Origin of the sequence: Pseudomonas sp. WS 5411 (assembly GCF_012985595.1) — a bacterium.
GTDB classification, from domain to species: domain Bacteria; phylum Pseudomonadota; class Gammaproteobacteria; order Pseudomonadales; family Pseudomonadaceae; genus Aquipseudomonas; species Aquipseudomonas shahriarae.
The window spans coordinates 41717-54892 of sequence record NZ_JAARMC010000004.1; the positions used below are offsets into that span (position 1 = coordinate 41717).

The following is a 13176-nucleotide window of genomic DNA, read 5'->3' on the forward strand; positions in this document are numbered from 1 at the left end:
TCGCCAGGAGAAATCCATGAGCCGTACCCTGCATGATGTTGCCAGCGGCACCCTGTTCGGCGTCGCGCTGAACTACCAGGGCTTGCTGAACCAGCGTCTCGCCGAATTCGAGCAGCCGCCGTACCAGAAGCCGCCGGTCAAGCCGGTGCTGTTTATCAAGACCCCCAACACCCGCAACAGCCATGACGGCATCGTGCTCCAGCTCCACGGCGAACGCCTGCAACCGGGCCCTGCCCTGGGCGTGGTGATTGGCAAAAGCGCCAGCCGCGTCAGCGTGGAAAATGCCCTGGAGCACGTGGCGGGCTACGTCATCGTCAATGAGTTCAGCCTGCCGGAAGACAGCTACTACCGCCCCGCCGTCAAAGCCAAGTGCCGCGACGGGTTCTGCGCCCTGGGCCCTGAGCTGGTGGCCCGCGAGCAGATCGCCAACCCCCATCAGTTGAGCCTCAAGCTGTTCGTCAACGGCGAGTTGCGCCAGCAGAACACCACGGCCAATTTTGTGCGCGACATTCCCCGCTTGATCGCCGAAATCAGCGAGTTCATGACCCTGCATGCGGGCGATGTGCTGATCACCGGCACGCCTGAAGGCCGGGTGGATGTGCAGCCCGGCGACACCGTCGAAGTCGAGATCAGCGGCCTGGGCCGCCTGGTCAACCACATCCAGGCCGAGGAGCACCCATGAAACACGCCCGTATCCGCTATGCAGGCCAGGTCCATCAGGTCCACGTCGAAGCCGATAACGCTGTGCGCCTGGCCGATGGCCGGCTGCTGGCCGAAGACCAGGTCGAGTGGCTGCCACCGGCCACCGGCAATATGTTCGCCCTGGGCCTGAACTACGCCGACCATGCCGCCGAGCTGGCCTTCGCCCCGCCGACCGAGCCGCTGGCCTTTATCAAGTCGCCAGGCACCTACACCGGGCACAACCAGATCACCTGGCGCCCGGACAACATCGCCTATATGCACTACGAGTGCGAGCTGGTGGCGGTGATCGGCAAGCCGGCGCGCAACGTCAAGCGCGAGGACGCCCTGGAGTACCTGGCCGGCTACACCGTGTGCAACGACTACGCGATCCGCGACTACCTGGAAAACTACTACCGCCCCAACCTGCGTGTGAAAAACCGCGACGCCACCACCCCGGTCGGCCCATGGATGGTCGACGTGGCCGATGTGCCGGACCCAGGCAACCTGACCCTGCGCACCTGGATCAACGGTGAGTTGCGCCAGGAAGGCAGCACCCGCGACATGATTTTCGATATTCCCTACCTGATCGAATACCTGTCCAGCTTCATGACCCTGCAACCCGGCGACATGATCGCCACCGGCACCCCCGAAGGCCTGGCCGATGTGGTGCCAGGGGATGAAGTGGTGGTGGAAGTGCAAGGCGTCGGCCGCCTGGTCAACCGAATTGTCAGCGAGGCGGACTTTTTCGCCGCCCGGAAAGAGGCTTGAACCCCATGATCAAACACTGGATCAACGGCCGCGAGGTCGAAAGCAAAGACACCTTCATCAACTACAACCCCGCCACCGGCGAGGCGATTGGTGAAGTGGCCAGCGGTGGCGCTGAAGAAGTCGCCCAGGCCGTGGCCGCGGCCAAGGAAGCCTTCCCGAAGTGGGCCAACACCCCGGCCAAGGAGCGCGCGCGCCTGATGCGCAAGCTCGGCGAACTGATCGAGCAGAACGTACCGCACCTGGCCGAACTGGAAACCCTGGACACCGGCCTGCCGATCCACCAGACCAAGAACGTGCTGATCCCTCGGGCCTCGCACAACTTTGATTTCTTCGCCGAAGTCTGCACGCGCATGGACGGCCACAGCTACCCGGTGGACGACCAGATGCTCAACTACACCCTGTACCAACCGGTGGGTGTGTGCGCGCTGGTGTCGCCATGGAACGTACCGTTCATGACCGCCACCTGGAAGACCGCCCCGTGCCTGGCCCTGGGCAACACGGCGGTACTGAAGATGTCCGAGCTGTCGCCGCTGACCGCCAACGAACTGGGACGCCTGGCGTTGGAAGCAGGAATCCCCAAGGGCGTGCTCAACGTGATCCAGGGCTACGGCGCCACCGCCGGTGATGCCCTAGTGCGTCACCCGGATGTGCGGGCAATTTCCTTTACCGGCGGCACCGCCACCGGCAAGAAGATCATGCAGACCGCCGGCCTGAAAAAGTACTCCATGGAGCTGGGTGGCAAGTCGCCGGTGCTGATTTTTGAAGACGCCGACCTCGAACGGGCCCTGGATGCCGCGCTGTTCACCATCTTCTCGCTCAACGGCGAGCGCTGCACCGCCGGCAGCCGGGTGTTTATCCAGGAGAGCGTGTACCCGCAGTTCGTCGCCGAGTTCGCCGCCCGCGCCAAACGCCTGATTGTCGGTGACCCGCAAGACCCGAACACCCAGGTGGGCTCGATGATCACGCAAGCCCACTATGACAAAGTCACCGGCTACATCAAGATTGGCCTCGAAGAAGGCGCCAACCTGGTTGCAGGCGGCCTGGAGCGGCCGGCCAGCCTGCCGGCGCACCTGGCACGCGGGCAGTTTATCCAGCCAACCGTGTTCGCCGATGTCAACAACAACATGCGCATCGCCCAGGAAGAAATCTTCGGCCCGGTGGTGTGCCTGATTCCCTTCAAGGACGAAGCCGAGGCCCTGCAACTGGCCAACGAGACCGAGTATGGCCTGGCGTCCTATATCTGGACCCAGGACATCGGCAAGGCCCATCGCCTGGCCCGTGGCATCGAGGCCGGCATGGTGTTTATCAACAGCCAGAACGTGCGCGACCTGCGTCAGCCGTTCGGCGGGGTCAAGGGCTCGGGGACCGGTCGTGAAGGCGGCCAGTACAGCTTCGAAGTGTTCGCCGAGATCAAGAACGTGTGCATTTCCATGGGCAGCCACCACATCCCGCGCTGGGGCGTGTAACCCGCCGGGGCTGGCTCCTACAGTGTCCGTAGCGCACCAACAAGAATAATGAAATCAGGAGAATGATCATGGGTGAAGTAGTCCTGGCGGCGAAAATCTGCCACGTGCCTTCCATGTACCTGTCGGAACTGCCGGGCAAGCACCACGGTTGCCGCGAGGCGGCGATTGCCGGGCACAAGGAGATCGGGCGCCGCGCCCGTGAACTGGGGGCCGACACCGCTGTGGTATTCGATGTGCACTGGCTGGTCAACAGCGGTTACCACGTCAACGGTGGCGAGCGCTTCCAGGGCACCTACACCAGCAATGAGCTGCCGCACTTCATCAAGAACATGGAGTACGCCTACCCCGGCTGCCCGGAACTGGGTGAACTGATTGCCGCCGAAGCCAACCTGGCCGGGGTGCGCACCATGAACCACAACATCCCGAGCCTGGAGCTGGAATACGGCACCCTGGTGCCCATGCGCTACATGCACATGGACGTGCCCCAAGAGCAGAAATTCAAGGTGATCTCCATCGCCGCCTGGTGCGCCTGGCATCGCCTGGCAGACAGCTTCGCCTTCGGTGCCGCCGTGCGCCGGGCCATCGAGAAGAGTGATCGCAAGGTGCTGGTGCTGGCTTCCGGGTCACTGTCGCACCGCTTCTCCGACGACCGCGAAGCCGAAGCCAACATCCACAACTGGACCCGCGAGTTCGACAAGCAAGTGGATATGCACGTGGTGCAGATGTGGCGCGAAGGCCGCTTCAAGGAGTTCTGCGCGATGCTCCCGGACTACGCCGAACACTGCTTTGGCGAGGGCAAGATGCACGACACCGCGATGCTCCTGGGCTTGCTCGGCGGGCCTGAGTACAACCGCCCGGCCGAGATCATCACCGAGCCGTTCGGCAGCTCCGGCACCGGCCAGATCAACGCCATTTTCCCGCTCTGAATTCAACACCCGCAGATGTGGGCGCAGCCTCGCCCGGCGACACAGCGCCCACATTAAATCGCCTACAGAAGGAGGCTTTGCATGCCGCATTTCATCGCCGAATACACCGACAACCTCGAACCCCAGGCCGATCTGCCAGGGCTGTTTGAAAAGGTCCACCAGGTGCTGGGAGACAGTGGCGTGTTCCCCCTCGGCGGCATCCGCAGCCGCGCGGTGCGCCTGGACACCTGGCGCATGGCCGATGGCAAGCACGACTACGCCTTCGTCCATATGACCCTCAAGGTCGGCCACGGTCGCGACCTGCCTACCCGTCAGGCGGTGGCTGAAACCCTGTTCATGGTGATCACCGAGCACTTCGCCGCCCTGCAGGCACAACGGCTGCTGGCGCTGTCCTTCGAGATGGTCGAGCTGCACCCGCAGTTGAATTTCAAACAGAACAACGTCCACGCGTTTTTAAGCAACCAGGCGGGTTGACCCCCCGCCTCCCCCAACGGCCTCTCAGACAAAAAGTACAACATCATGAGCACAGCCAATACCGCCCACAGCGTCACCCTTGCCGAGCATGATCGCACCCACAGCACTGTCACCTGGCGCCTGATGCCGTTGTTGCTGATCTGTTACCTGTTTGCCCACCTGGACCGGATCAACATCGGGTTCGCCAAGATGCAGATGAGCAACGACCTGCATTTCAGCGACACGGTGTATGGCTTCGGTGCCGGTCTGTTTTTTATCGCCTACGCGCTGTTCGGCGTGCCCAGCAACATTGCCCTGGACCGCGTTGGGCCACGGCGCTGGATCGCCTGCCTGATGGTGGTGTGGGGCATCCTGTCGACCAGCATGCTGTGGATCGAAAGCTCCACAGGCTTCTACGTCCTGCGTTTTTTGCTGGGCGTGGCCGAAGCGGGTTTCTTCCCCGGGATCCTGGTGTTTCTCAATCGCTGGTACCCGGCGCGCCGACGTGCGCAGATCACCGCCCTGTTCGCCATCGCCGTGCCCATGGCCGGGGTGATTGGCGGGCCGCTCTCAGGGGCGATCCTGGAAAACTTCCACGACTTCGGCGGGATGCGCGGCTGGCAGTGGATGTTCCTGATCGAAGGCGCACCCGTGGTGCTGCTGGGCCTGGTGGTGCTCAAGTACCTGCCGGACAGTTTTGAAACAGTGAAATGGTTGGAGCCTGCGCAGAAACAACAATTGCGCGAACAGTTGAGCACCGAGGAAAAGCGCAAATCCATCACCTCCTTCGGCGGCATCCTGCGCGACCCGCAAGTGTGGCTGCTGGTAGCGATCTATTTTGCGGTGATGCTGGCGGTCAACACCCTGGCGTTCTGGATGCCCACCCTGATCCATGGCGCCGGCATCGGCCGCGACAGCCAGGTCGGCCTGCTGAGCGCCGTGCCGTACCTGGCCGGCTGCTTCTTCATGATCGGCTGCGGACGCTCCTCGGACCGCAACCGCGAACGCCGCTGGCACTTGTGTGTGCCATTGCTGATGGCGGCGGCGGGGATCGCGGTGGCCGGCCTGGCACCGGGCAACTCGCTGGTGGTGATGGGCGGCCTGATTGTCGCCGGCATGGGCGCCAGCGCCGCGCTGCCGATGTTCTGGCAACTGCCGCCAGCCTTCCTGTCCAACTGCACCCAGGCGGCCGGGATCGCCATGATCAGCTCGTTTGGCAGCATTGCCTCGTTCCTCGCGCCCTACCTGATCGGCTGGATGCGCGACACCACCCAGAGCGCCAGCCTCGCCCTGTACGTGCTGGCGCTGTTTATCGCCCTTGGCGGCCTGCTGGTGCTGCGCACCAACGCTGCCATCGTCAACCCTCAGTAAGAGACCCTTGTCATGCTTGATCCACAGCTCATCCTGCAAGCCGCCGCCCAGCTGGACCATGCCGAACGCAGCCGCGAACAGGTACGCCAGTTTTCCCTTGAGCATCCGGCGATCACGATCGAGGACGCCTACGCCATCCAGCGCGCCTGGGTCGCCCAGAAGATCAAGGGCGGCCGCAAGCTGGTCGGGCACAAGATCGGCCTGACCTCGCGAGCGATGCAGGTGTCGTCGAACATCACCGAACCGGACTACGGTGCGCTGCTCGATGACATGCTGTTTGAGGAAGGCACCGACATTCCGTTCGAACGCTTTATCGTGCCGCGGGTCGAGGTCGAACTGGCCTTCATCCTCGGCAAACCGCTCAAGGGCCCCAACTGCACGATTTTCGATGTGCTCGACGCCACCGAGTGGGTGATCCCGGCCCTGGAAATCATCGACGCGCGTATCCAGCAGATCGACCCGCACACCAAGGCCACGCGCAAAGTGTTCGACACCATCTCCGACAACGCCGCAAATGCCGGCGTTGTCATGGGCGGCCGCGCGGTGCGGCCAACCGAAATCGACCTGCGCAAAGTGCCGGCGGTGCTGTACCGCAACGGCGTGATCGAAGAGTCCGGGGTCTCGGCCGCCGTGCTCAACCACCCGGCCAAGGGTGTGGCCTGGCTGGCAAACAAGCTGGCGCCCTACGACGTCACCTTGCTGCCGGGGCAAATCATCCTCGGCGGCTCGTTTACCCGGCCGGTGGCGGCGAGCCCGGGCGATACCTTCCATGTCGACTACGACATGCTCGGTTCGATTTCCTGCCGCTTCGTCTGACCCCTGGAGGACTGATTCATGGACATGCCTGTCAACCGTTTCAAACAGCGGCTCGCCAGCGGTGAAGCGCAGATCGGCCTGTGGCTGGGCCTGGCGGACGCGTACTGCGCGGAACTGGCGGCCAATGCCGGTTTCGACTGGCTGCTGATCGACGGCGAACACGCCCCCAACGACGTGCGCGGCATGCTCGGCCAATTGCAGGCCGTGGCGCCCTACCCCAGCGCGGCGGTGATTCGCCCGGTGATCGGCGATACCGCGCTGATCAAGCAGGTGCTGGATATCGGCGCGCAGACCCTGTTGGTGCCGATGGTCGAAAGCGCCGCCCAGGCCCGGGAGCTGGTGCGCGCCATGCGCTATCCGCCCCAGGGCATACGCGGTGTGGGCAGTGCGCTGGCGCGGGCTTCGCGCTGGAACAGCATCGACGGCTACCTGGACCAGGCCGATGCACAGATGTGCCTGCTGGTGCAGATCGAAAGCCTGCAAGGCCTGGCCAACCTCGACGCGATTGCCGCCGTCGAGGGGGTTGACGGCGTGTTTATCGGCCCGGCGGACTTGAGTGCCTCCATGGGCCACCGAGGCAATCCGGGGCACCCAGACGTGCAAGCGGCAATCGAAGATGCCATTGCGCGGATCCGCCAGGCGGGCAAGGCGGCGGGGATTCTCAGTGCCGATGAGAAACTGGCCCGGCGTTACATCGAACTGGGCGCGGGGTTTGTCGCGGTGGGGGTGGATACCACGGTGCTGATGCGTGGGTTGCAGGGGTTGGTGGGCAAGTTCAAAGACAAACCCGCGCCAGCGAGCACTGGCGGCGTCTACTAATTACCTTCAAACGCCGCAGGACCCGATGTGGGAGCAGGCTTGCTCGCGAAAGCGGTGTGTCAGTCAATATATTCGGTGACTGAACCACTGCTTTCGCGAGCAAGCCTGCTCCCACATTTTGGATGCGTGGTGTTTGAGAGATCGTGTTTCAGCGCTTGATGTTTTTCAGCTCATCCAACAGCCCCAGCAAAGTCTGCAACTTCTCCTCCCCCAGTTGCTCCTGCAAGCGCTGGTAGTTGGCCTCCATGCACTGGCTCATGGAGGCAAAACTCGCCCGCCCCTTGTCCGCCAGGGTCACCAGTACCCGCCGCTGATCCTGCTCGGCCTTGCGCCGATGGATCATCCCCGCCGCTTCCATGCGCACCAGCACGCCGGTCATGCTCGGTTTGAGGATGCAGGCCAGTTCCGCCAGTTGGTAAATCTCCAGTTCATCGTGTTGATTGAGGATGCGGATCACCCGCCATTGCTGCTCGGTGAGGCCGTGCTCGTTCAGCGAGGGGCGGAAAAAACTCATGGCCGCTTCGCGGGCCTGTAGCAAAGTGAGGGTCAGGGACTGCCGGGGTTTGAGCATAGAGTCAGGGTCACGTGATATTTAGTTAATGTTTTAACGAAACTCTAACATCCCCACCCCGCGCAAGCGCTATAACTTAATGATCGCGCACGTCCATGGCGCGCTGAATCAAAAGCCCCGGCACGCAGGATCAAGACATTGCTGCCGCCAAAGCCCCTAATGAAGACATCTGCTTTAGAGCCTTCCTTCACTTTTCAGGCTGCGCCATGATCACTATTGAAACCCCCACGTATTACACCGCGACCAAGAAGTACAACCTGAGCTTTCCCACCCTGGAGCAGGACATCGAGGCCGACGTCGTCGTGATCGGCGGCGGCTTTTCCGGGATCAACACGGCGCTGGAACTGGCAGAAAAGGGCATCACCAATATTGTCGTGCTGGAGGCGCGCTACCTGGGCTTTGGCGGCACCGGGCGCAATGGCGGGCAGATCATGGCCGGCATCGGCCACGACCTGGAGAAAATCAAGCAAGACGTCGGCGAAGACGGCCTGCGCCAAGTGTTCGAGATCAGTGACCTGGGCGCCGACATCATCAAAGACCGGATCGCCAAGTACAACATCGACGCCGATTTCTGCCATGGCTACGGCTATATGGGCTTCAACGCCCGTCAGGAAAAGACCCTGCGGGCCTGGGAAAAAGACTTCAAGTCGATCAACAGCAAGCATGAAATCCGCTTTCTCGGCGGCTCCGATGTCCAGCAGATCATCGGCTCCGACGCCTACAGCAGCGCCCTGTTGCATATGGGCGGCGGGCATGTGCATTCGCTGAACCTGCTGCTGGGCGAAGCCACCGCCCTGGCCGGCCTTGGCGTGCGGATCTTCGAGAACAGCCCGGCCCTGGAAGTCAGCTATGGCGAGCGCATCACCGTGCGCACCGGGCGCGGCTCGGTCAAGGCCAGCAAGCTGTTGTGGGCCTGCGACAGTTTTCTCAACAAGCTGGAGCCGGAGCTGCATCGCTCGACCATCAACACCTACGCATTCCAGATGATGACCGAGCCGTTGAGCGAAGAACTGATCCAGCGGATAAGCCCGATTCGCGGGGCCTACAGCGACATCCGCCCGGTGATCGACTACTACCGCGTGACCAACGAAAACCGCCTGCTGTTCGGCGCCGCCACGCCGCTGGTAGAGCACATTCCCGGCGATTTGAAAGCCTGGAACCGCAAGTTGATGCTGAAGATCTTCCCCTACCTCAAGGACGTGAAAATCGACCTGGCCTGGGGCGGCCCGATGGCCTGCAGCCCCAACCTGTTCCCCCAGATCGGCACCCTGCCGGGGCGCAGCAATGCGTTCTTCGTCCAGGGTTATTCGGGCTTTGGCGTCACCCCCAGCCACATCATCTGCAAGGTCCTGGCCGAAGGCATGAGCGAAGGCTCGGCGCGCTATGACCTGGTCAGCTCAATCCACCGCCCGACGATTATCGGCAAGGACGCAATCCGCCCCTTGCTGCTGACCGCCGGCAAATCCTGGCACCAACTGTCCGGTTACTGGAATGGTCGCCGCTAACTCCATTTTTATCCCTCAGGAGCAACTGTATGGCCCTCGTTACCCTCAAGAAAGATATCCAGCTGTCTGAACTCGACGCCTGGGGCACCGTTGCCGATCTCGGCTCCGAGATCCTCGCCGGCGAGCTCAAGGCTTTCGGCAAAATGACTTTTGGTGCGCCCACCGACAAAGTCAGCAGCGCCTACTTCGGCACCACCCAGGGCAAATTCCGCATGGTCTACCCGTTTCATGAACAAGCCACAGTGGTCACCGGCGAGGTGCGCCTGACCGACGAAAACACCGGCCAAACCACCCGCTACCAGGCCGGTGACAGCTGGTTCGTGACCCAGGGCACACCCGTGCTGTGGGAAGTGGTCAGCGAGAGTTTCGTCAAGCACTACTTCGCGGTCGCATAACTGCGTTGCTTGGTGTGGGAGCGGGCTTGCCCGCGATGGCGGTGGATCAGTTAAGTACTTCTAATCTGACAGACCGCAATCGCGGGCAAGCCCGCTCCCACACAAGCCCACTCCCACATTGGGGGTGGGCGGATTGATAAATCGCGATCAGGCCATTCCTACCACCTGCTGCAACCGGCTACTGCGAAACGCCTTGGGCGACTGCTCAAACTGCTTCTTGAACGAACGGCTGAAATGCGCGGAATCGGTGAAGCCCCATTTGTAGGCAATCGAGGTGATCGACTCGCTGCGCAGGAACGGGTTGATCAAGTCATCGGCGCTGCGCTTGAGCCGCGCGCGCTGGATGTAGCGGCAGACGCTGTCGTCCTGTTCTTCGAACAGCCGGTACAAATGGCGCACCGAGATGTTCAAGCGGCTGGCCAGGCCCACCGGGCTCAAGCCAGGCTGGCTCAGAGACTCATCAATGATTTTCTGCACGTAGCTGCGCAGGTTGTTGCCCTGCAACGCGGCCACGTCCTCGCGTGGGTCATCGTCCTGCTCCAGGGCCGAGCCCAGCAGTGACACAAAGGCACACTGCAGCGCCTCAACCTCGTCCTCGGCACCCTCGCTGCCCTTGCACAACTGATCCATCAACACATGCAACATGCGCCCGCAGGCTTTGCTGGAGGAGATTTTGCCAAAGGTCTTTGATTGGCTGCCCATCTGCTTGCACACCTGGGTGCGCGGCAATGACAGCGAGACATGCTCGATCAAACCGAATGGGGTGATTTCAATGGAGCCCACCGAGTCCATCAGCAGCAGTTCGCCAGGGGCCAGTTGCACTCGCTGGCCGTTCTGCACGATCTGCGAATAGCCGCTGCGCTGGCTGACCAAAAAGCAATCCTGATCGTTGTCGCGGTCGGGGTTGGTCGCCTGGCGCTTGATCAACCCGGCATTGGTACGCAGGCTGGCCAACGACAGGCCGCCGCTGGCGAGCATGGAGAACTCGCCGATAAACAGCGAGCGGTTGAAGGCCAGTTCGGTGTCGAAGTGGCCGCACATGGCACGCAAGTCGCGGTTCCAGGTGTCGAGCCCCTGTTGTGCACTCTGTTGGATACCCATGGGTGTCTCCACAATGGCTTATTGTTTTTGTCGGGCAATAGTTAACATGTTATCTATATGCGCGCAACAAGTACCTGTCCACCATTGTGTTAGCACTAATGATGCCAATCAGAGCGTGCGCAATACGCGCTGCAAGCCGAGCAGCGCAGCCAGCAGTACATCCCGCTGTTCACGGCTCAGGGCAATGTAGCGTCGGAAGGCCGGCATGCGGTTGACCACCTCGCTGCCGCCCATGTGCTCCAGGCGTACGTGCCATTGCTGGGCATGCAGCTCGATGTGCAGGCGCTTGAAATCCAGGGGCATCAATGCCTCGTGCAGGGCGCTGTCCTGTTGCAAGCGCGCCTGCAATTGCCCCAGCAATGCCCCCTCGCCCGCGCGCTGCCGGCAGCAGATTCCAGTTCGTCGAATGGCCCCGCCATGGTGCAATTCAAAGCGTGCCGCGCCCTCTGCCGAGGCGGGTAGGCGCAGGCTGAATTCGGTAATGACCAGGTGCATCAACAACTGCGATTCGGTGCGCTCGCGGATTTCCAGGTGCAGGCTGTCGTCGTCCAGGACGGCGTGCGCCAAAGTCGGCGATACCTGCTCGAAACGCGCCAGCCCGAGGTTGCGCTGCAACTGCCCCAGGGTGCGCCCAGGCTGATAGCCGGCGGGCGCCCGTTGAGCACTGAACAGTTCAGACAGCTTTTGCCGCAGTGCTGACATAGCCGTGATGAGCGTGACCCGGTTCATTGGCAAACTCCTTGGCCAGCACGTCTTCCACCGACGCCGGCGTGAATGGATTGACCTTCTGCACCACCAGGGTCCAGAACAGCGCATACACCGCAGTACCGCCCAGCATCACGCCGAACGGGACATAGATATCCGCCGGGTTCATCCCCGGCGGCGTGATAAACCACATGCCCAACAGAATGCCGGCGCTGGACAGCAACTGCGGCAGCGGGAACCACGGCGAGCGATAAGCCCGCGGCAAATCGGGGCGACGAATGCGCAGGATCACCACCGACACCGTGACCAACAGGTAAGCGAAACTCCACGCACACACCGCCGCCAGCACCAGGTGCATGATGTTGTCGGTGTTGCCGCCCAGGTACAGCGCATGCAGGCACGGAATCAGCATCGCCACCAGGATGCACAGCACCGGAGTCTTGAAGCGTGGGTGCAGGTAAGTGAAGACCTTGGGCAACGCGCCATCCACCGCCATGCCATACAGAATGCGTGGCACACCGGCCATCAGGGTGTTGATGGTGGCGGCGCCGGCAAACAGAAAGCCAATGCCCAGCCACAGCGGCCCGATCTGCCCCATTACCTGTTCGGCAAAGCGCGGAATGGCCATGGGTGTGTCCAGCAGATGCACGCCGCTGGTCGCGTCCAGCACCACGTTTTCCACCTGGCGCTTCATCGCTGCGCCATAGATGAACATGCACGTTGCCACGCCCATCAGGCCGAGCATCATTGCCCGGGGCATGACCTTGGCCGACTGGCGCAAGTCCGGCGCCAGCGGGGTGACGAATTCACAGCCGACAAACATAAACATCGCCATGCCCACCAACGACAGCACTGTCACCAGGTCGGTGCCCACCAGGGACTCACCAAACCAGCCGTCCAGTTGCACTGCCGGCGCGGCGATCAGGCCCAGCACGCCAAACACCATCAAGGTGGTCCACATGCCGAAGGTGAGGATGATCTCGGCGCGGCCAAAGGCACTGACGCCAAACACATTGAGCACGCCGAACACCAGCACAAAACCGACACCCAGCAGCCACGAGCCACCGGCGGATTCGGCCAGGGTGTTGAGGTGTTCGAAGTTCACCAGGGCCATGACCCCGGCGAGGATGGTCTCGGCGGTGCCGGCAAACACATGCACGATCAAATACGCCGACAAGGTGCCGGTGATCGCAAAGAAACGGCCCATGCCGCAATTGATGTAGTCGTACACCGAGCCGGTGGTGGGCAGTATCGAGGCGGCCTCGGCGAAGGTCGTGGCCTGGGCCAGCATCATCACCACGGCCAGCAGCATGGCCAGCGCAAACGCGCTGCCACCGATGCCAAAGCCCATGGTCGCGGTGAGAATCACCGGGCTGGCCATGATCAGGCCAATGGTGCTGGCCAACGCGGTGGGGAAACCCACCGTGCCCCGGTTCAGGTGCGCAGTAAGTCTGTCATTGCTCGACATGGTGCAGATCCTCGAAAGGGATTTTTTAGAAGTGTTTGCACTGTGCGCCCCGCCCCACCTGATCGTCTTGCCCCTGGCTGCCGCCGGTTTTGTTGCTCCCTGCCAGGGCTTGCAGCCTGGCGGCCAGGATC

At 62.3% G+C, this 13176-nt stretch carries 14 protein-coding genes; 10 read left to right on the top strand and 4 right to left on the bottom strand.

All coding sequences use genetic code 11. The features are described 5' to 3' along the window. Positions 1–16 precede the first annotated feature (16 nt). The 8 genes from HBR93_RS09385 (at position 17) to hpaI (ending at position 7300) form a co-directional block, all read left to right on the top strand. A complete protein-coding gene (locus tag HBR93_RS09385) occupies positions 17–682 on the top strand; it encodes a fumarylacetoacetate hydrolase family protein (RefSeq protein ID WP_169960179.1) in 666 nt (221 codons plus the stop codon). Next, positions 679–1449, top strand: a complete 771-nt coding sequence (locus HBR93_RS09390; protein WP_057441649.1) for a fumarylacetoacetate hydrolase family protein — start codon at positions 679–681, stop codon at positions 1447–1449. The genes HBR93_RS09385 and HBR93_RS09390 overlap by 4 nt, the downstream gene beginning before the upstream one ends. A gap of 5 nt (positions 1450–1454) precedes the next feature. Beyond that, positions 1455–2915 carry a 5-carboxymethyl-2-hydroxymuconate semialdehyde dehydrogenase gene (hpaE, locus tag HBR93_RS09395; protein WP_169960180.1) on the top strand — a complete coding sequence of 487 codons (1461 nt, stop codon included), beginning with the start codon at positions 1455–1457 and terminating at the stop codon, positions 2913–2915. A 68-nt stretch (positions 2916–2983) separates the two neighbouring features. Next, positions 2984–3841, top strand: a complete 858-nt coding sequence (gene hpaD, locus HBR93_RS09400) for a 3,4-dihydroxyphenylacetate 2,3-dioxygenase (RefSeq protein WP_057441719.1) — start codon at positions 2984–2986, stop codon at positions 3839–3841. Positions 3842–3922: 81 nt separating this feature from the next. After that, positions 3923–4315 carry a 5-carboxymethyl-2-hydroxymuconate Delta-isomerase gene (locus HBR93_RS09405; protein WP_057441653.1) on the top strand — a complete coding sequence of 131 codons (393 nt, stop codon included), beginning with the start codon at positions 3923–3925 and terminating at the stop codon, positions 4313–4315. 45 nt (positions 4316–4360) lie between these two features. Beyond that, positions 4361–5665 carry an MFS transporter gene (locus tag HBR93_RS09410; RefSeq protein ID WP_057441655.1) on the top strand — a complete coding sequence of 435 codons (1305 nt, stop codon included), beginning with the start codon at positions 4361–4363 and terminating at the stop codon, positions 5663–5665. A 12-nt stretch (positions 5666–5677) separates the two neighbouring features. Continuing rightward, complete coding sequence (gene hpaH / locus HBR93_RS09415; protein WP_057441657.1) at positions 5678–6481, top strand: 2-oxo-hept-4-ene-1,7-dioate hydratase; 804 nt, start codon at positions 5678–5680, stop codon at positions 6479–6481. Between the two features lie 18 nt (positions 6482–6499). Continuing rightward, positions 6500–7300 carry a 4-hydroxy-2-oxoheptanedioate aldolase gene (gene hpaI / locus HBR93_RS09420; RefSeq protein ID WP_057960124.1) on the top strand — a complete coding sequence of 267 codons (801 nt, stop codon included), beginning with the start codon at positions 6500–6502 and terminating at the stop codon, positions 7298–7300. 148 nt (positions 7301–7448) lie between these two features. On the opposite strand, the gene hpaR is transcribed toward hpaI, so the two are convergent. Continuing rightward, a complete protein-coding gene (gene hpaR / locus HBR93_RS09425) occupies positions 7449–7871 on the bottom strand; it encodes a homoprotocatechuate degradation operon regulator HpaR (RefSeq protein ID WP_057960125.1) in 423 nt (140 codons plus the stop codon). A gap of 206 nt (positions 7872–8077) precedes the next feature. On the opposite strand from hpaR, the gene HBR93_RS09430 reads away from it, so the two are divergent. Both HBR93_RS09430 and HBR93_RS09435 read left to right on the top strand, forming a co-directional pair. Further along, positions 8078–9376 (top strand): FAD-binding oxidoreductase, encoded by a 1299-nt coding sequence (locus HBR93_RS09430; protein ID WP_057441663.1) that lies wholly within the window; start codon positions 8078–8080, stop codon positions 9374–9376. A gap of 29 nt (positions 9377–9405) precedes the next feature. Continuing rightward, the gene (locus HBR93_RS09435) at positions 9406–9771 is read left to right on the top strand and encodes a cupin domain-containing protein (RefSeq protein WP_057441665.1); all 366 of its coding nucleotides are present in this window, start codon (positions 9406–9408) and stop codon (positions 9769–9771) included. Positions 9772–9918: 147 nt separating this feature from the next. On the opposite strand, the gene feaR is transcribed toward HBR93_RS09435, so the two are convergent. The 3 genes from feaR to HBR93_RS09450 form a co-directional block, all read right to left on the bottom strand. Continuing rightward, positions 9919–10872 (bottom strand): transcriptional regulator FeaR, encoded by a 954-nt coding sequence (gene feaR, locus HBR93_RS09440; protein WP_120733582.1) that lies wholly within the window; start codon positions 10870–10872, stop codon positions 9919–9921. Positions 10873–10980: 108 nt separating this feature from the next. Then, positions 10981–11601: a DUF3156 family protein gene (locus tag HBR93_RS09445; RefSeq protein ID WP_169960181.1), complete on the bottom strand. Its 621-nt coding sequence runs from the start codon at positions 11599–11601 to the stop codon at positions 10981–10983. Next, on the bottom strand, positions 11546–13045 hold the full coding sequence (locus tag HBR93_RS09450; RefSeq protein ID WP_057441676.1) for an APC family permease: 1500 nt from the start codon (positions 13043–13045) through the stop codon (positions 11546–11548). Before HBR93_RS09450 ends, HBR93_RS09445 begins: the two co-directional genes overlap by 56 nt. Positions 13046–13176: the final 131 nt, after the last annotated feature.

Coding starts and splice junctions, on each gene's coding strand:
- HBR93_RS09385 (WP_169960179.1), top strand. CDS start 17: ATGAGCCGTACCCTGCATGATGTTGCCAGCGGCACCCTGTTCGGCGTC.
- HBR93_RS09390 (WP_057441649.1), top strand. CDS start 679: ATGAAACACGCCCGTATCCGCTATGCAGGCCAGGTCCATCAGGTCCAC.
- hpaE (WP_169960180.1), top strand. CDS start 1,455: ATGATCAAACACTGGATCAACGGCCGCGAGGTCGAAAGCAAAGACACC.
- hpaD (WP_057441719.1), top strand. CDS start 2,984: ATGGGTGAAGTAGTCCTGGCGGCGAAAATCTGCCACGTGCCTTCCATG.
- HBR93_RS09405 (WP_057441653.1), top strand. CDS start 3,923: ATGCCGCATTTCATCGCCGAATACACCGACAACCTCGAACCCCAGGCC.
- HBR93_RS09410 (WP_057441655.1), top strand. CDS start 4,361: ATGAGCACAGCCAATACCGCCCACAGCGTCACCCTTGCCGAGCATGAT.
- hpaH (WP_057441657.1), top strand. CDS start 5,678: ATGCTTGATCCACAGCTCATCCTGCAAGCCGCCGCCCAGCTGGACCAT.
- hpaI (WP_057960124.1), top strand. CDS start 6,500: ATGGACATGCCTGTCAACCGTTTCAAACAGCGGCTCGCCAGCGGTGAA.
- hpaR (WP_057960125.1), bottom strand. CDS start 7,871: ATGCTCAAACCCCGGCAGTCCCTGACCCTCACTTTGCTACAGGCCCGC.
- HBR93_RS09430 (WP_057441663.1), top strand. CDS start 8,078: ATGATCACTATTGAAACCCCCACGTATTACACCGCGACCAAGAAGTAC.
- HBR93_RS09435 (WP_057441665.1), top strand. CDS start 9,406: ATGGCCCTCGTTACCCTCAAGAAAGATATCCAGCTGTCTGAACTCGAC.
- feaR (WP_120733582.1), bottom strand. CDS start 10,872: ATGGGTATCCAACAGAGTGCACAACAGGGGCTCGACACCTGGAACCGC.
- HBR93_RS09445 (WP_169960181.1), bottom strand. CDS start 11,601: ATGAACCGGGTCACGCTCATCACGGCTATGTCAGCACTGCGGCAAAAG.
- HBR93_RS09450 (WP_057441676.1), bottom strand. CDS start 13,045: ATGTCGAGCAATGACAGACTTACTGCGCACCTGAACCGGGGCACGGTG.